Annotated in this window: 14 protein-coding genes; 9 read left to right on the top strand and 5 right to left on the bottom strand. The window is 71.9% G+C overall.

Annotated elements, in window-relative coordinates; all coding sequences use genetic code 11:
• Positions 1–78: 78 nt before the first annotated feature.
• The 5 genes from ACLJQM_RS13105 to ACLJQM_RS13085 all read left to right on the top strand — a co-directional run bounded on the left by ACLJQM_RS13105 (position 79) and on the right by ACLJQM_RS13085 (position 6,049).
• Positions 79–1,605 (top strand): tannase/feruloyl esterase family alpha/beta hydrolase, encoded by a 1,527-nt coding sequence (locus tag ACLJQM_RS13105; RefSeq protein ID WP_410631410.1) that lies wholly within the window; start codon positions 79–81, stop codon positions 1,603–1,605.
• Between the two features lie 117 nt (positions 1,606–1,722).
• Positions 1,723–2,190: a DUF6130 family protein gene (locus ACLJQM_RS13100; RefSeq protein ID WP_410631409.1), complete on the top strand. Its 468-nt coding sequence runs from the start codon at positions 1,723–1,725 to the stop codon at positions 2,188–2,190.
• 74 nt (positions 2,191–2,264) lie between these two features.
• Positions 2,265–3,332 (top strand): aldo/keto reductase, encoded by a 1,068-nt coding sequence (locus ACLJQM_RS13095; RefSeq protein ID WP_410631408.1) that lies wholly within the window; start codon positions 2,265–2,267, stop codon positions 3,330–3,332.
• Positions 3,333–3,578: 246 nt separating this feature from the next.
• Positions 3,579–3,923 carry a helix-turn-helix domain-containing protein gene (locus tag ACLJQM_RS13090; protein ID WP_410631407.1) on the top strand — a complete coding sequence of 115 codons (345 nt, stop codon included), beginning with the start codon at positions 3,579–3,581 and terminating at the stop codon, positions 3,921–3,923.
• 233 nt (positions 3,924–4,156) lie between these two features.
• The gene (locus ACLJQM_RS13085) at positions 4,157–6,049 is read left to right on the top strand and encodes an NB-ARC domain-containing protein (RefSeq protein ID WP_410631406.1); all 1,893 of its coding nucleotides are present in this window, start codon (positions 4,157–4,159) and stop codon (positions 6,047–6,049) included.
• 239 nt (positions 6,050–6,288) lie between these two features.
• Here ACLJQM_RS13085 and ACLJQM_RS13080 read toward each other — a convergent pair whose 3' ends face one another.
• Positions 6,289–7,506: a hypothetical protein gene (locus tag ACLJQM_RS13080; protein WP_410631405.1), complete on the bottom strand. Its 1,218-nt coding sequence runs from the start codon at positions 7,504–7,506 to the stop codon at positions 6,289–6,291.
• A gap of 199 nt (positions 7,507–7,705) precedes the next feature.
• Here ACLJQM_RS13080 and ACLJQM_RS13075 point away from each other — a divergent pair, with 199 nt between their 5' ends.
• Positions 7,706–10,714 (top strand): tetratricopeptide repeat protein, encoded by a 3,009-nt coding sequence (locus ACLJQM_RS13075; protein WP_410631404.1) that lies wholly within the window; start codon positions 7,706–7,708, stop codon positions 10,712–10,714.
• 362 nt (positions 10,715–11,076) lie between these two features.
• On the opposite strand, the gene ACLJQM_RS13070 is transcribed toward ACLJQM_RS13075, so the two are convergent.
• From ACLJQM_RS13070 to ACLJQM_RS13060, 3 genes are read right to left on the bottom strand one after another with little or no spacing between them, the layout of a single operon-like run.
• On the bottom strand, positions 11,077–12,294 hold the full coding sequence (locus tag ACLJQM_RS13070) for an amidohydrolase family protein (RefSeq protein WP_410631403.1): 1,218 nt from the start codon (positions 12,292–12,294) through the stop codon (positions 11,077–11,079).
• Positions 12,291–12,716 (bottom strand): GAF domain-containing protein, encoded by a 426-nt coding sequence (locus ACLJQM_RS13065; RefSeq protein ID WP_360773611.1) that lies wholly within the window; start codon positions 12,714–12,716, stop codon positions 12,291–12,293. The genes ACLJQM_RS13070 and ACLJQM_RS13065 overlap by 4 nt, the downstream gene beginning before the upstream one ends.
• The gene (locus tag ACLJQM_RS13060; protein ID WP_360773608.1) at positions 12,713–14,104 is read right to left on the bottom strand and encodes an MFS transporter; all 1,392 of its coding nucleotides are present in this window, start codon (positions 14,102–14,104) and stop codon (positions 12,713–12,715) included. The genes ACLJQM_RS13065 and ACLJQM_RS13060 overlap by 4 nt, the downstream gene beginning before the upstream one ends.
• Positions 14,105–14,234: 130 nt before the next feature.
• Here ACLJQM_RS13060 and ACLJQM_RS13055 point away from each other — a divergent pair, with 130 nt between their 5' ends.
• Genes ACLJQM_RS13055 through ACLJQM_RS13045 form a run of 3 tightly spaced genes read left to right on the top strand, consistent with a single transcriptional unit; the run spans position 14,235 to position 15,886 of the window.
• The gene (locus ACLJQM_RS13055) at positions 14,235–15,113 is read left to right on the top strand and encodes a MurR/RpiR family transcriptional regulator (RefSeq protein WP_410631402.1); all 879 of its coding nucleotides are present in this window, start codon (positions 14,235–14,237) and stop codon (positions 15,111–15,113) included.
• Positions 15,114–15,122: 9 nt separating this feature from the next.
• A complete protein-coding gene (locus ACLJQM_RS13050) occupies positions 15,123–15,530 on the top strand; it encodes a hypothetical protein (protein WP_410631401.1) in 408 nt (135 codons plus the stop codon).
• Entirely contained in the window at positions 15,434–15,886 is a 453-nt protein-coding gene (locus ACLJQM_RS13045) for a hypothetical protein (RefSeq protein ID WP_410631400.1), read from the top strand. Before ACLJQM_RS13050 ends, ACLJQM_RS13045 begins: the two co-directional genes overlap by 97 nt.
• Here the strand turns inward: ACLJQM_RS13045 and ACLJQM_RS13040 are convergent.
• Positions 15,840–16,565 carry an ANTAR domain-containing response regulator gene (locus ACLJQM_RS13040; protein WP_410631806.1) on the bottom strand — a complete coding sequence of 242 codons (726 nt, stop codon included), beginning with the start codon at positions 16,563–16,565 and terminating at the stop codon, positions 15,840–15,842. The genes ACLJQM_RS13045 and ACLJQM_RS13040 overlap by 47 nt on opposite strands.
• Positions 16,566–16,726 lie beyond the last annotated feature (161 nt).

The raw sequence follows: 16,726 nt of genomic DNA, 5'->3' as shown, positions 1-16,726 counted from the left end.
CACCCGACGGGCGCGGTGCCCCCGGCCCGGCACCTAGCTTTCGCAGCGGATGAAAGACGCAAGCGATCAGAGAGACCGATGAGACGCATACTCCTCGCGGCCGCCGTGCCGCTCCTGCTGACCACCGTCACGCAGCTCGCACCCGCCGCCTCGGCTTCGGCCGCGCCGGCGTGCGCCGCCGTCGCGGTGCCGGCCCCGCCCGGCGCGAAGGTCGAATCCGTGTCGGCGGAGCGCAAGACCGACGCGCCCGCGTTCTGCCGGATCACCGTGACCCTCACCCACGACGGCCACGACCACGTCAAGGTCGTCGTCGGGCTGCCCGAATCCGGCTGGACCGGGCGCCTGCAGGCCCTCGGCGGCAGCGCCTACGCCGCCGGCGAGTCCGGGGCGCCGTTCACCCAGGCGGTCAAGGACGGCTACAGCGCCGTGACGACCGACGCCGGCGTGTCCGCGAACCCGCTCGACACGTCGTGGGCGCTGACCGCCGGCGGCAAGGTCGACCGCACCCTGCTGACGAACTTCGCCACCCGGTCGGCCCACGAAGAGGCCGTGCTCGGCAAGGCCGTCACGGAACGCCACTACCAGCGGCCGATCACGTTCTCCTACTGGACCGGCTGCTCGACCGGCGGCCGCCAGGGCTACTCGGAGGCCCAGAACCACGCCGGCGACTTCGACGGCATCCTCGCGAACGCCCCGGCCGTCGAGTGGTCGCAGTTCGCGGTCGCGACGCTCTGGCCGCAGGTCGTGATGAACAACGAGCACGACTTCCCCAGCAACTGCGTGCTTTCGGCGTTCCAGAAGGCCGCGGTGCAGGCGTGCGACGCGCGTGACGGCGTCACCGACGGCATCATCGATCACCCGGACGAGTGCAGCTACGACCCGCGCAGCCTGGTCGGCACGAAGGTCGTCTGCGACGGCAACGAGTTCACCGTGACCGCGGCCGACGCCGAGGTCATGCGCAAGATCTGGGCCGGGCCGACCGACGAGCGCGGCCGCAAGCTGTGGGCCGGGCTGCCGAAGGGCGCGGACTACACGTGGGTCGCGGGCACGCAGGCCGGACCCGACGGCACGCTGACCGCGCCGGGCTTCCAGGTGGCCGTCCTGTGGGTGCAGTCGTTCCTCGAGAAGCAGCCGGGCTTCGACACCTCCAAGCTGACGTACGCGCAGTACCGGGACGTCTTCCGGCAGTCGGTGCGCGAGTACGACGGCGTGATCGGCACGTCGGACCCCGACCTGTCGGCGTTCCGCCGCTCCGGCGGCAAGCTGCTGACCTACGTCGGCACGAGCGACCAGCTCATCCCGCCCGGCGGCGCGCTGTACTACCGCCAGCAGGTCGAGCGCGCACTGGGCGGCCCGCAGCGGGTGAACGACTTCTACCGGCTGTTCCTGGCCCCGGGCGTCGAGCACTGCGGCGGCGGCATCGGCCCGCAGCCGTCGAACCCGCTGGGCGCGCTGGTCGACTGGGTCGAGCACGGCAAGGCCCCGGCCACCCTCGCGGCGGCGACCGCGAGCGGCGCGACCCGTGACCTGTGCGCGTACCCGAAGGTCTCGCGCTACACCGGCCACGGCGACCCGGCCACGGCGGCGAGCTACCGCTGCCGCTGAGTCCACGCGCCCCGATGCGGCCGACCCCACCGCATCGGGGCGCCTGCCCGGCGACGTACGCCGGCAGCGTCGTCCGACGGGCGCGAAGCCGACCATGGAAAACCTAGCGTCGAGGGCATGACGCACCTGATCCGCGGAGCCGTCCTGACCGCCGTCGTCGCGCTCGCCGCCGCCTGTTCGCCGAGCGCGGCGCCGCCCGCACCACCCGCCGCCCCGGCCGGCTGGGCCCCGGCGCCGGTCGTCCCGCTCCCTTCGCAGCCGCCGCCCGCGCTCGTCGTCGACGCGCCGCTGCCCGAGCAGCTCGCGATGGGGCTCGTGGTGCTCCGGTACCGCGCGGAGAACCTGCGGATCGTCCCGGTCTACGGCCCGGCCGCCCTCGACGTCTCCCCACGCGTCGGCCACATCCACGTGACGGTCGACGACGCGCCGTGGCACTGGGCCGACGCCAGTGGCGAGCCGCTCATCATCCAGGCGCTGCCGCCGGGTCCGCACCGCGTGTGGATCGGGCTCGCCGACCCCACCCACAAGGTGCTGGACAGCAAGACGGTGAGTTTCGTCGTGCCCTCGGGTGACGGCCACCACTAGTGGACTTGCGGGTCCAAAAATGCGCGGGCACGGTGGAGAAGTCAACGGATTTCCCTTTCCCAGGAGCCCTTCCCATGCCTCTCGACCAGTACTACCTCCTCGGCCGCTCCGGTCTGCGCGTGAGCAGGCTCGCCCTCGGCACGATGAACTTCGGCACCGGCGGCTTCCACGCCGCCTACGGGAAGACCGAGGACGAGGTCCGCCCGATCTTCCGCAAGTACCTCGACGAAGGCGGCAACTTCCTCGACACGGCGGACTTCTACACGGCGGGCGAAAGCGAAACGATCCTCGGCAAGCTGATCGCCGAAACGGGCACGCGCGACCGGGTGGTCCTGACCACCAAGTTCACCAACAGCGTCGACCCGGCCGACCCCAACGCGGGCGGCAACGGGCGCAAGCACATGATCCGCGCCCTGGAGGCGTCGCTGCGCCGGCTGGGCACGGACTACGTCGACCTGTTCCTGCTGCACACGTGGGACCGCATCACCCCGGTGGAGGAGGTCGTCCGCACGTTCGACGACCTCGTCCGCGCGGGCAAGATCCGCTACCCGGGCCTGTCCGACGTCCCGAGCTGGTACGCCGCCCGCGCCCAGACGTACGCCGAGGCCCATTCGCTGGCCCCGATGATCAACCTCCAGCTGCCGTATTCCCTGGTGCAGCGCGAGATCGAGACCGAGCACGTCTCGATGGGCCAGGAACTGGGCCTGGGCGTCACGGCCTGGAGCCCCCTGGCCGGCGGCTTCCTGACGGGCAAGTACCGCAACGGCGGCGCGGGCCGCTTCAGCGACGCGGACAACCAGTGGACCGACCGCGATTGGCAGCTGCTGAAGCCGCTGGAGCAGGTGGCGGCCCAGCTGGGCGTGACGATGGCCCAGGTGGCGATCAACTGGGTGGCCACCCAGCCGGGCATCGCGTCGGCGATCGTGGGCGCCAGCAGTGCCGAGCAGCTGGGCAAGAGCATGGCCGCGTTGGACTTCGAGCTCCCGGCCGAGCAGCGGAAGCTGCTGGACGAGGCGAGCGCGGTCGCGCCGGCGTCGGTGTACCGGATGTTCACGGCGGAGTACCAGAACTGGATCGTGAGCCCGGGCTTGAAGGTGGGCACCAAGCCGGCGGGCTACGCACCGGCGGTCCGGAACTGGTAGCCGGCACGGGTCGGCGGCGCCCGCCGCCGACCCCGCCGGTCCACTGTGGAGTTTCACCCGTCGGCCCCGGCCGGACGGCTCGACGTTCTGGCTTTGCGACGGCAACACTGAATCCATGCGCAGCACGCGTGCACCTGCACGAGAACCCCGTCACCGAAACGCTCGGATGCCGCTCGATTCGAGCCCGGGCATGCGGGACAATCGCGAGAACCGAGCACCACGCACGCGACTGTCACGGGAGCACGCATGGACACGCCGGAACAACCCGATCGGGACGCCGCCGGGCGCAGCGATCGCAATCGCCGGATGGTGCAGGACTGGGAGAACGGCGCGACCGTCACGCAAATCGCCCGGCGTTACCGGCTCTCACTGAGCTGGACCGGCGTTCTGCTGCGCCGCAACGGCGCCGACCTGCCCCGAACCGGTCGCGGCATCAAACGCGAGCTCGACACCGACGAGGTGATCGCCGATTACCTGGACGGCGCAACCGTCCGCGCGCTCGCCGACGCACACGACGTCTCCTACGGCAAGATCTATCGCTTGCTGCAACAACACCGCGTCCCGATGCGCCCGCGCGGGGGAAAGCAATAGCACACAGTGAGCAATTCGATGAACTGAGAGTAGTCCACAATGGAGTGACACTCTCCGTGTTGTGTAACTGCGCACACTGACCTCCCGCCGCGGCCGCAAAACCGGTAGACCGGAAGGTCGGGCCTGCATCGGGGAGGGGAACCATGACGCGTCCGGGGCAGAAGCGCCGCACGGCACGTTACCACCACACAGCGCGGCCGAGACCGATCCAATTGCCACCACCGCCACCCGGGATGGTCGGGCGTGACCGCGAACTCGCCCAGCTCGATTCCCTGCGGGGGCACCGTCGTGAGCACCCGCGGATCGCCGTCCTGACCGGTGTCGGCGGCGTCGGAAAAACAGCTCTCGCCGTCCATTGGCTCACCACCCGCCGCGACGATTTCCCCGACGGCGTCCTCTACGCGAGTTTCGCGTCGGACGACGAAAGCCCGGAATCGCCCGACATCGCGCTCCACGGCTTCCTCACCGCGCTCGGGGTCCCGGCGGACGACATCCCCGCCCAGACCGGCCAGCGCGCCGCGTTGTTCCGCGCCTTCACCAGCGGGCACTCGCTGGCGCTCCTGCTGGACAACGTCGTCTTCGCGGGACAGGTCCGCGCCCTGCTGCCCGCGGCCCCGACCGCGTTCGTCCTCGTCACCAGCCGCACCCAGCTCAGCGGGCTCAGCCTGGACGGCGCGGACATCGTCCCGGTCGAACCGCTGGCCGACCGGGACGCCCACGCGCTCCTGGACGTCCGCGCCGGGCGCGGGCGCCTCGACGCCGATCCGGCCGCGGCCGCGGGCATCCTGCGCGCCTGCGGCGGTCTCCCGCTGCGCATCGCGGTCGTCGGAGCCCGCCTTCGCACGCGTCCCGAACGAAGCCTCGCCCGGGAATTCCGCCACGCACCGGCGGCCGAAAGCACGCGAAAGGTGTTCGAAGCGTCGTACGAATCCTTGTCACCGGCCGCAGCCGAGCTCTACCGCCTCTGCGGTCTGCTGCCCGGCGAGCACCTCGCCCTCGACGCGCTGGCCCACGTCCTCGCCACGCCGGTCGACAGCCTCGACGGCCTGACCGACGAACTGGTCGAGGCCAACCTGCTGAGCGAGCACGACGACGTCGTCAGCCAGCACGACGTGGTCCGCGACGACGCCCGCGCCCGGTGCGAACGCGAGACGCCGGAACCCCAGCGCCTGACGGCGGTGCGCGCGTACGTCCGCTGGTACGTCGACCGCGCGATCGCCGCGGACGAGCTCATCCACCCGTTCCGGCCGCGGTTCGCCCCGCTCGCCGGGCCGGCCACCGGGACCTTCGCCGACCGGGACCAGGCGATCCACTGGTGGCGACGCGACCAGCAGGTGATCCGGGTGGTGGTCCGCGAAGCCGCGGCGCGGGGCTGGGACACCGAGGTGTGGCAGCTGTGCGAGGCGTCCTGGGGGTACTTCCTCTACAACCGCGACTACGAACCCTTCCTCGCACTCACCGCCGTGGGCATCGCCGCGACCCGGCGGTGTGGCCGGCCGCTGGTCGAAGCGCGGCTGCACAGTCAGCTCGGGTACGCGCTGGAACAGCTCGGCCGGTTCGACGACGCGGCCGCCCACAACGCCGTGGCGCTCGAGATCGGTGAACGCGAGAACCACGGGCCGACGCGGGCGACCGCGGTGTCCCGGCTCGCCGCCGCGGCGCGGCGCGACGGCGACCTCGAGCGGGCCCTCGAGCTGTACGAGCGCAGCGCCGAGCTGCACACGCAGATCGGCCTGCGGCGCGGGGTGGCGCTGGCCCGCCGTCGCCGCGGGGAACTCTTCATCGAGCTGAACCGGGACGAGGCGGCCGCCGCCGAGCTCACCGCGGCCGCCACGGCGATGGCCGAGCTGGGCGACGCCAACCAGCACGCCCGCGTCGTCACGGCGCTCGCCCGGTTGCACGAGCGCCACGGCCGTCCCGGCGAAGCCCGGACGCGGCTACTCGACGCGCTGGCGGTGATCCGCCCGCTCGATTCGCCGTACTACACCGCCGAAATCCTCGCCGCGCTCGCCGAGCTGGAGGCCCGGCACGACGACCTCGAGCACGCCCGCGAGCACCGCGCGGAAGCCCGGCGGCTCTACGCCGAGCTCGGCGACCCCCGGGCCGGGGAACTCACCGACGACTGACCGCGACCCGGCGAGCAGCGCGCCGTCGTCGGACCAGGCCAGCGCCACGGCGGCGCCCGGGTAACGCCCGGCCGCACGGCGGATCGCGGTCACCGCCGCACCGCGAGAACCGTGGACGCCGGTCAGGACGACGTCGGCGCACACGGCCCACGCCTCGGCGGCGGCGCGGGCGTCGGCCACCAGGAGCGCGACGCTCGACCGCGCCAGCCGGACGCGCACCCGCCACACGCCCGGGGCCGTCACGCCGACCACTCCGGCAGCGGAAGCGCGGCGGGCACCAGCGGTGGCACGGCCGGGGCGCCGGGAGCCGAGAGTTCGAGCAGCCGGTACATCGCGTCCCGCAGGATCTCCGCCGCGCGGTCCGGCCGGGACGTGATCGCCCCGGCCGCGGCCGCCGAGAGCCCGGCAACGCGTGCACGAGCGGAATCGAGTTGCCCGGGCAGCGGGCGTCCCCAGGTCAGTGGCAAGGCGTGCGCCCGGACCGCGGCGGCGACGCTCCCCTCCCGCGGCTGCCCGGCCGGCATCGACACGTAGGTCACGGGACAGCCCATCGCCGCCGCGTAGCCCGTCGTCGAACCGTGGTCGCCGATCACCCAGTCGGCGGCGAGCATCGTCGCCTGCCACCCGGATTCCGGCGGGATCAGCAGCAGGCCGCGCGCGACCGCGTCGGACAGCCACGCGCTGACCTGGCGCCGTCCGTGCACCGCCCAGACGAGGGGGTGCAGGACCGCGGCGACGGCGAACTCCCCGGCCGGGAGCGCGTCGACCACGTCCCGGTACAGCCGCGGCAGCCTGCCGAACGCCGAATCGGTGAACCACGTCGTGCTGATCACGACGAGCCGCCGGTCCGGCGCCACCCCGAGCGCGGCGCGGTACGCCTCACGCCGGTGCCGGCTCGCCCGCATCCGGTCGTAGCAGATGTCCCCGGCCACCACGGCGTTCGGCAGCGCCTCGGGACACCGCTCGCGCACCAGGTCCGCCTCGGCGTCGGTGCCGAGGCCGAGCACCGACGGCAGCACCCGCCCGCGGAAGGTCAGCAGCTCGCGGTCGAAGCCGGTGGTGGGTTCGGTGGCGTGGCCCGCCTTCCGGCTGAACCGGCGGGACACCGGACCGGCGCCGTGCCCGACCAGGAGGACGGGACCGTGCAGCTCGGCCAACTGGCGGGGGCTCGCCGCCAGCACCAGGTCGAACCGGTGGGCGACGGCCTGCTCCCACGGCAGCACCAGGCCGTGCAGGCCGCGGACGAACTCTTCGGCGCCCGGCCAGCGTTCCGTCGTGTGCGGCACGGTGTAGACCACCTGGACGCGCAAATCCGGTTCCAGCAGGGAAACCAGCTCGACCAGCCGGGTGCCGGCGGTCACCGACGGGACCACGACCAGCACCGCGCGGCACCGCGGTCGCGTGACGCGCGCACCGGCGTCCAGGCCGACCGGCCCTCGTACCCACAACTCGCTCATCGAGCATCCCCTCGCCGTCGTCGGGTGTTCCGCGACGAGAGCTTCCGGGGCCGCGCTCCCGGCGGGCTTCCCACGCGACGGACAAAGCACGGACAAACCTTGGCCAGTTCTCCGACACAATCGATCGTTATCGCGCCGTCGTCGCCGATTAACCAAAACGATGCAAGGCTGACGGAAGGAGAGGGGAAAGGAACGAAGAATGGAGATCGCGTACGGAATTCTCGGGCAGACAACGGTGCGGATGCACGGGAACCTGACCGAGGACTGGGGGTCCCGGCAAGCGCGCCACCTGCTCGCTGCCCTGCTCACCGACCCGGGAAAGCGTTTCTCGCAGGACCACTTGCTGAACTGGGCGTGGAGCGACGGAGCCCCACCGGCCAATCCCAAAGAAGCGTTGTACAAAGCGATCAACCGCCTGCGGCAGAGCCTCGACGAGACCGACGAGCCGCCTTCGATCCGCGCACTGAACGGTGGTTATCTCCTCGATATCGCTCCCGATCTCGTTGATTTTCGCCGATTCACCGACGAAATGCACCGCGCCCGGCGGTCCAGCGTCGACGGCGACCATGAAAATGCATGCGAGGTCGCACGTGCAGCCCTCGCGTTGTGGCGCGACGAGCCGCTCGCCGGCCTGACCACCGAACCCGCGCAGAATTGGCGGCGGCACACGATGGCCGCGGACTGGGCACCCGCGCACAGTTTCCTCGCCGCCGAACTGCTGACGACCGGCCGGCCCGGCGAAGCGCTCAAGCAGCTGAGCGAAGTACCTCACCCGTACGGGGGCGAGCCGACGTTCGTGAAGCTCCGGGTCACGGCCCTCTACGCACTGGGCCAGTCGCACGAAGCACGCACCTACGTCGAAGCGGTGCTCAAGGAATTCGCGGCGGCCGGCGACCGGGACGCGGCCACGGACCTGCGGGAGCACCACTCGCACCTGCGGGACCGCTACCCGGGCACGAAGGCGAAGCCCGTGCCGCGGCCCACCCCGAAGCCCGCCGCCGGCGCGATCCGCGTCGGGCTGCCCCGGAACCTCCGCGGGTTCGTCGGCCGGGCGGACGCGCTCGACGCGCTCGACCGGCACCTGCTCGCGCCGGGCACCGGCCACGCGCACGCGGCCATCGTCAGCGGACTACCGGGCATCGGGAAAACCGCCCTCTCCGCACACTGGGCGCACCGGTCCGCGGACCACTTCCCCGGCGGCATCGTCTGCATCGACCTGCGGGGGTTCGGGCCGGGACCGGCGAGGACGACCGACGAGGTCGTCGACCTGACCCTCACCGCGCTCGACTACCCGGTCGACCACCTGGTCAGCGCCACGGCACGGGCCACCCAGCTGCGTTCGCTGCTCGCCGTCCGGCGGCCGATGCTCGTCATCCTCGACAACGCGGGCGGTTCGGACCAGGTGGACGACCTCGTCGACGTCCTCGAGTCGTGCACGGTGCTGCTCACCTCGCGCAACTCCCTCGCCGCGCTGGCCCGCAGGCACGACATCCCCACCACGAAGCTCGGCCACCTCGACGAAGAACAGTCGTTCGCGCTGCTCAGCAAGCGGATGCGCGGACGGGCCGAGGAAGAGCCGGAAGCTGCGCGCGCGTTGACGCTGCTCGGCGACGGACTTCCGCTCGCATTGACCCTGCTGGCCCAGCGAGCCGCCGGGCGGGCCGGGGTCAGCCTCGACACCATGCTCGACCAGCTGCGGGACCCGGAAACCCTGCTGAGCATCGGCGACGACGGGGACGACGTCGGCCTCCGCACCACGTTTTCCGGGTCCTACCAGGCCCTCGACCCCACCGCCCAGGACGTCTTCCGGCTGTTCGGGTACCACCCCGGCACCGAAATCCACGTCGGCACGCTGCTGTCCGCGAGCGATCACCCGGCCGAAGCCACCCACCGGGCCCTGGAGAACCTCGTCGCGTGGCACCTCGTCGACCAGCCCGGCGAACCCGATCGCTACCGCGTCCCCGACATCTTCCACCGGTACGCGCGGACCCTGATCCCGGACGACGACCCGGGCCCGCTGCGCCGGCTGTCGTCGCACTACCTGCAGACCGCGCTGCGCGCCCACCTGATCGCGCACCCCTACCGCGGCCGCCCGCCGATGCTCCCGGCCGAGCCCGGGATCGTGCCCCTCACGTTCGACACGGCCACGGCCGCGACGCAGTGGGCTTTGCGCGAGCGCGACAACCTGTCCGCCTTGATCCGCGAATGCGAACGTCGTGCGCAGTGGGACTACGCGATCGCGCTCCCGCACCTGCTGACCGACAGCTGGGAACGCCACGGGTGCACTTCGGCCATCACCCAGGGGTTGCAGGTGGCGATCCGGGCGGCCCGGGCCACGCGGGACGTCGTCGCCGAAGCGTCGTCCCTCAACGACCTCGGGGAACGCCACCTGGCCCTCGGTGATTGCGAGAAAGCTCGCCACTACCTCGATCGGGCGCTGGAAATCGCGACGGAGTACGACGAAACCGTCGGGATCCTCACGGTCAAGATCAACCTCGGCCGCCTCCACCACCGCCGCGGCGAGCACGCCGAGGCGATCAGTCTCTTCCGGTGGTGCATCGACTTCGCGCGCCGGTCACCCGACCCCGTCCGGGAAGGCATCGCCGAGCACTACCTCGGCGATGCGTTCGCGGACCTCGACCAGCACGCGCAGGCCCTCCCGCACTACCACCGCGCCCTGCACGCCCGCACCGTCCTGGGCGACACGATGGGACAGATCGCGACGCACACGGCCCTTGCCGCCCTGCACACGTACGAGCGGCGCCCGGAGCTCGCCCACATGCACTGCCGCCAGGCGCTGGCCAACCTCGAAGACCGCGAAGACCTGACGGCGTCCATGAAGCTCTGCACCGTCCGCGCCCGGCTCGCGCACACCGAAGGCCGCGCCCGCGAATCACTGCGGCTGGCGTGGGCCGCTGTGGCCTTGGCACGGAAGGCCCATACGGCATCGGGCCAGGCCCGGGCGCTGGAGGCCTTGGGAGAGATCCTGTGCGGGCTGCACAACCCGCACGACGCGATCGAGGCGTGGACGGAGGCCATCGCGTTCTACCGGGGCCGCGGACGCGACCTCAAAGCGGACCGGCTGCAGGCGCGGCTGGACGAGGTCACGGTGGACGTCGAAGGGTTCATCCCCGACGCGCGCAGAGGAGACGAGGGGACGGTCGCCATGGCGTGTCCGCCGCAAAACAGCAGGCCACACCGCCACTAACGGGTGAAGTCGCGTCACATCCTTGCAACAGTGCCTGATCGTGGGCACTATTTCACCCGCAGGGTGCTTGCGATCAAGCACACCAGCACCCGGAGTGGTTTCTGAGAGCGCGGTGATACCGCTTCTCGGTTTGAAGTCCGCGACTCTCGGTCTACTCCGGGTAGCTTGATCCATGTTAGGCCCCCGAAGCCGGCATGGCCTATCCCCCGAAACAGCGGTTCTTCAAGGAGCTATTCGTGCACTACTTCTCCACCTACGCAGCCATCGCCGCCGCCGCGCTCGCCGCGGTCCAGTGGTGGCGTTGCTGATGTAGCGCAGGTGGGTGCCCCGGCAACACCGGGGCACCACCCACCCCCCGAAGTTCAGGCGGCCGTACCCCCGACCACCGTCCCGCCCTGCACGATGTGGGTGAAGTTCTTCGGCTCCGCCAAAACCCCGATGTCCGCCAGCGGATCCCCCGCCACCACCAGCAGGTCCGCATACGCACCCACCGCCAGTGTGCCGATCTCCCCCGTCAGGTTCACCAGGTCCGCCGCCGTCGAGGTGGCCGAACGGATGACCTCCAACGGCGTCTGGACCTCTCCGCGCAGGCGAAACTCGTGGTTCTGGTGCCGGTGCATCCCGCCCAGCAGATCCGTCCCGTAGACGATCTTCACCCCGCCGCGGGCCGCGCGCTCCAGGGCCGACAACCCCGCGCCCAGGACGTCGTCCACCTTGCGCCAGCTCGACTCCGGGAGGCCGTGCTCGCGACCTTCCTCCTTCAACGCCCAGTACGTCACCAGCGTCGGCACCAGGTACGCGTCGTGCTCCAGGAACAGCGAAACGCTCCGCTCGTCCAGCAGGTTGCCGTGCTCGATCGACCGGATGCCCAGTTCCAGGGCGCGGTTGATCGCCCGAGCCGTGTACGCGTGGGCCGCCACGTAACGGTTGGCCGCCGATGCCTCCTCGACGATCGCGCGCAGTTCGTCGGCCGAATACTGGGTCGAATCGATGCGGTCCGTCGGGGAGGCGACGCCGCCCGAGGCCATCACCTTGATGTGGTGGGCGCCTTTCCTCAGCTCGTCGCGGGCGGCCGCGCGGACCGCGTCGACGCCGTCGGCCACGCGGCCGAGACCCGCGCAGCACGGGTGGTCGTCCTTCGCGTGGGCTCCCCTGGTGCGGCTGTCGCCGTGGCCGCCCGTCTGGCTCAGCGCGCGGCCGCAGAACAGCAGGCGGGGGCCGCGGAACAGGCCCTCCGACTGGGCGTCCGCCAGGCCGTAGTCGGCGCCCGACGCGTCGCGGACCGTCGTGAAGCCGCGGTCCAGCATGCGGCTCATCGTGCGGGCGCTGTGGGCGGTCACGTAGGACGGTGACGTCGACGGGAGCGAGCCCAGGTCCGCCGTCGACGCCGTGACGTGGACGTGCGCGTCCACCAGGCCCGGCAGCACGACCGCGCCGCGGAGGTCGAGGGAAGGCACGTCGGGCGCGGTGAGCCCGGGGCCCGTTTCCACGATGCGGCCGTCGGCGCACCGCAGGTCGCCCTCGGTGTATTCGCCGGAGCGCGGGTCGAGCAGACGGGCGTTGCGCAGCACCAGGTTCACCGGGTCACCTCCAGCAGGGCCGGCACCGCGAGCGGGGCCAGGGATTCGGCCAGTGCGACCGACTTCTCGTCGTACGCGCCTTCCGCGTCGAGGATGTTCAGCACCCCGAGCGTGCGGCCGCCGGACACCACCGGCACGTTGATGATCGAGCCGCAGCCGAGGGATTCGATCAGCTCGTGGTCGGCGAAGATCTCGCGCACCGCCGCGCGGTCCGGGCCGAAGTACGGCTCCCGCGCGGTGATGCAGCGGTCCAGCCAGCCGGCCGCGACCTCCACCGTCTTCTCGCCGCCCACCGGGTACTCCGCCGGGTGGCTGCTGTGCACGCGCCGCAACGCCCCGCGCTCCGGGATCCACGCGAGGACCGTGAACAGCCGCACGCCCAGCTCGGTCCGCACCCGTTCTTCCACTGTGGACAGTGTCACTTCGTCATCTCCTTCGCGACCGCCTTCGGGGCGCCGTGTTCGGTCAGTTCTTCCAGGGACCGGCCCGCGGTGGACAGGCCGAAGACGAGCACGCAGAGCACGCCGGCGGCCAGCACCGCCGTCGTCAGGCCGAAGACGCCGGCGAAGCCGAGGCTCGCCGCGGACAGGCCGATGATCGTCGGGGCCAGGATGCTGCCGACCCGGCCGAACGCGCTGGACAGGCCGGTGCCGCTGGCGCGGATCCAGGTCGGGAACACCTCGGGCGTGTAGGAGTACACCCCGGCGTACGTGCCGTTGAGGAAGAACGACAGCACCGCGCCGGCGAGGGTGATCGACCACGGCGCGCTCGTCTGGCTCAGCCAGAACGCGCTCACCGCCGAACCCGCGAGGTACAGCGCGATCGTGTGCTTGCGGTCGAGCCGCTCGGACAGCCACGCGGCCGAGAAGTACCCGGGCACCTGGGCCAGGTAGATGATGATCGAGAACTCGAAGCTCTTCGTCACCGTGATGCCGCGCTCCACGAGCAGCGTCGGGATCCAGGAGAAGAAACCGTAGTAGGAGAACGTGATCACGAACCAGACTGTCCAGATCACCGCCGTCCGGCGCCGCATCGCGGGGCTCCACAGGAACTTCAGGGCGCTGAACAGGTTGACCTTCGGCGTCTCGGTCGCGGGCTGCGCGCCGGACGGCGGCACCGGCGGCAGGACCGCGCCGGTCGCCCGTTCGACGTCGCGCTCCAGCTTCGCGACGACGTTTTCGGCTTCGGTCGACCGCCCTTGCGCCAGCAGGAACCGCGGCGACTCGGGCAGGGACCGGCGCCACCACAGCAGCATCACGATCGGCAGCGCGGTGACGAGCTGCGCGACGCGCCAGCCTTCGTCGAACGACGGCACCACGAACCGCCCGATCAGCGCGGCCGCGACGAAGCCGAAGGAGAAGAACCCGGCGAGCGCGCCGACGAACCAGCCGCGCCGCTTGGCCGGGACGAACTCGGACAGGAACGGCGCGATGATCGCGCTTTCCGCGCCCGCACCGGCGCCGGCCAGCACGCGGGCGCCGAGGAAGACCTCGTAGTTGGGTGAGAAGGACGCGATGACCGAGAACAGCGCGTAGAAGGCCAGCGCGTACATCATGACCTTCTTGCGGCCGATGCGATCGCCGAGCAGGCCGGCCGCGATCGCGCCGAAGAGGAAGCCGAACGGCGTCGCGGAGCCGATCAGCCCGAGCTGGCCGTTGTCGAGCCCCCACGCGGCCTTGGCGCTGGGCAGCAGGAAGGCCACGACCGCCGAGTCCATGCCGTCGAAGGTGTAGCCGAGCCCGCCGATGAGCAGCAGTTTGTAGTGGGGCCGGCTCAGCGGGAGCCGGTCCAGTCGCGCCAGCAGGGTCATGGGGAACGCCTTCCGTGTCCGGGCGTCGGGGAGTGCGGACAACGTATACTGCGTTTCTCGGAATTTGCAACGTTCATTGCAAGACGAACTCGCTGCGTTACGGTCTACGCGGACGAGGGGAGGCACCGAAGTGGCGGAGACCGACGACGGTTTCGAGACGTGGCTGCGCGACCGGCTGCCCGCGCGGGGCCTGCGGCCGAAGTCGGCCGCCGTGCTGGAGGTGCTGGTCTCCCAGCCGCGGCGGGCGTCGTTCGGGTCGACGGCCGAGCTGGCGCAGCTCGCCGGCGTCAACGTCGCGACCGTGACGCGCACGGCGCAGGCGCTGGGCTTCGCCGGGTGGCCGGCGCTGCAGCAGGAGCTGCGGGCGCGGTACATGTCGTCGCTGAGCGCGCCGCAGGTCGCCGAGGAGCACCGGGGTGTCGACTCGCCGGGCTCGGCGTCCCTGCGCCGCGACCTCGACGGCCTGGCCCTGCTCAACCGCCGGTTCGACGAGGAGGTGCTGCGCGAAGTCGCCCGCGCGATCGGCGCGGCCCGCCGCACGCTGGTCATCGCCGACGGCAGCTACGCGGCGGTCGGGATCGCGATGGCGCACAACGCGCGCCTGGCCGGTTACGACGTCCACGCCGTGACGGCGGGCGACGCGGAGCTCGCCAACCAGACGGCGAAGCTGACCGGCGACGACGTCCTGGTCGCCATCAGCTTCTGGCGCCTCTACGAGAGCACGGTCCTGGCGGCGAACGAGGCGAAGAGCCGCGGCGCGCGCGTCTTCGCCGTCACCGACGCCGCCAGCCCGGCGCTCGCGGGCGCGGCCGAGCACGTGCTGATGGTGCCCGCCGAGGGCGTGACGTTCTTCCCGTCCCTGACCGCGGGCATGGCCCTGGTCCAGGCGATCGTCGCCCAGCTGGCGGCGGTCGACCCGGCCCGCACGAGCGAGTCGATCGAGGCGGCGGAGGCCATGTGGTCGCGGTTCGACCTCCTGCACCGGCGCCCGTCCGCCAAATCCGGGTAGCCCGGGGGCGTGGAACTCGGACTGCTGTACCCGACCCGCGACCGCGGCGAGGACGACTTCGCCGAGCTGTGCCGGCGGCTCGACCCGGCCATCGGCGTCGGCTTCGCCTATCCGGCGTGGGGCCCGGCCGCCGGCCGGTCGGACGCGGCAGGCCAGACCGCGGCCGTGCGCGAGATCGGCGCGCCCGAGCGCCTCACCCGGGCCGCCGACGCGTTCGCCACCACCCCGGACGTCGTCAGCTGGGCCTGCTCGAGCTGCAGTTTCACCCGCGGGCTCGACGGCGCCGCGCCCAGGCCGGCGCGCTCGCCGCGCACCTCGGGGTGCCCGCGAGCAGCACTTCACTCGCCTACCTCGCCGCGCTCGAGCGGCTGGGCGCCGGGCGCGTCGCACTCGCTTCCGTCTACCACCCGGAGCTGACCGCCCGGTTCTCCGCGTTCCTCGCCGAGGCGGGCGTCGAGACGGTGCACGCGGTCTCGGCCGGCGCCGGCTCGGACCGGGACCTGGCCACTTGGAGCCCGGCGCGGATCACCGGACTGGCCGAAGCCGGCGCGCACGACGACGCCGAAGCCGTGCTCCTGCCCGAGACCGCCCTGCACACCACGCCGCTGCTCGGTGAGCTGGAAGCGCGGCTCGGCAAACCGGTGCTGACCGCCACCGCCGTCACCGTCTGGGACGCGCTGGACCGGCTCGGTGCGGAGCCGGTCCAGGATGGTCTCGGGACGATGTTCAGTGGCGCGGCGGGCCGCCGTCGGCCGAGCTCATCCTCCTCGTGAAGCGGGCCGCGACGTCGCGGAGCTTGATGTTCGTGTGCTGGGACTCCACGATCAGGCGTTGCATCGCGGCGTCCTCGCTGACCCGGTGGATCAGCATCAGCATGCCTTTGGCCTGCTCGATCACCGCGCGCGTCTCCATCGCGTTGCGCAGCTCGTCGGCCAGGCGCCGGGCTTCGCGGTAGCGGCGGGTCAGGCGCAGGACCGTCTCCACGCACAACGTGAACAGGCGCAGCACCTTCGTGTCGAACTCGTGGTAGCCGTGGGCGCCGAAGCCGAACAGCGTGACCGCGCCGACCAGGGTGTCGTCCACGCGCAGCGGGACCGCCAGGTAGCTGCCGACGCCGGTTTCCTTCGCCGCGGCCACGAACTCGGGCCACTGCTCGTCCGTCTCGCCGACGGTCACCCGCACGACTTCGCCCGTCAGCGCCGCGACCAGGCCGGGACCGTCGCCCGCCGCGTACTGTACGTCGTCGATGCGCCGGGCGCGCTCGTCGGTGAAGGCCGCCGTCTGCGTCACGCCGTCGCGGACCACCATGATGCTGGCCAGGTCCGCGTCCGGCACCACGCGGACCGCCTCGCCGCAGACCGCGTCGAGCAGCCCGGGTGTGTCGGACACCGATTCGAGGACCCCGACGAGATCGGCCAGTACGGCGTTCAGCTCGTCGACCCGCTCCGCCATGCCGTCGCCAGTGGTCGGCAAGGCCCACCCCTCCCATGCGTCAAGCGGCGAGCACGGGGATGAGCTCGCCAGCAGCGTCAACCAAGACCACCGCTGGCGTTTCAACGGGTCCGGGTGAACTCTACCGGCCCAGGGCCCCCGGTCCGGCGAGGGCCGCGCCG

This window comes from Amycolatopsis sp. cmx-4-83 (assembly GCF_046548815.1).
Classification (GTDB): domain Bacteria; phylum Actinomycetota; class Actinomycetes; order Mycobacteriales; family Pseudonocardiaceae; genus Amycolatopsis; species Amycolatopsis pretoriensis_A.
Note: the sequence above shows the minus strand (reverse complement) of the source record. Positions and strands in the feature narration are given on the sequence as shown.

Coding starts and splice junctions, on each gene's coding strand:
- ACLJQM_RS13095 (WP_410631408.1), top strand. CDS start 2,265: ATGCCTCTCGACCAGTACTACCTCCTCGGCCGCTCCGGTCTGCGCGTG.
- ACLJQM_RS13060 (WP_360773608.1), bottom strand. CDS start 14,104: ATGACCCTGCTGGCGCGACTGGACCGGCTCCCGCTGAGCCGGCCCCAC.
- ACLJQM_RS13100 (WP_410631409.1), top strand. CDS start 1,723: ATGACGCACCTGATCCGCGGAGCCGTCCTGACCGCCGTCGTCGCGCTC.
- ACLJQM_RS13085 (WP_410631406.1), top strand. CDS start 4,157: ATGGTCGGGCGTGACCGCGAACTCGCCCAGCTCGATTCCCTGCGGGGG.
- ACLJQM_RS13040 (WP_410631806.1), bottom strand. CDS start 16,565: ATGGCGGAGCGGGTCGACGAGCTGAACGCCGTACTGGCCGATCTCGTC.
- ACLJQM_RS13075 (WP_410631404.1), top strand. CDS start 7,706: ATGGAGATCGCGTACGGAATTCTCGGGCAGACAACGGTGCGGATGCAC.
- ACLJQM_RS13080 (WP_410631405.1), bottom strand. CDS start 7,506: ATGAGCGAGTTGTGGGTACGAGGGCCGGTCGGCCTGGACGCCGGTGCG.
- ACLJQM_RS13105 (WP_410631410.1), top strand. CDS start 79: ATGAGACGCATACTCCTCGCGGCCGCCGTGCCGCTCCTGCTGACCACC.
- ACLJQM_RS13090 (WP_410631407.1), top strand. CDS start 3,579: ATGGACACGCCGGAACAACCCGATCGGGACGCCGCCGGGCGCAGCGAT.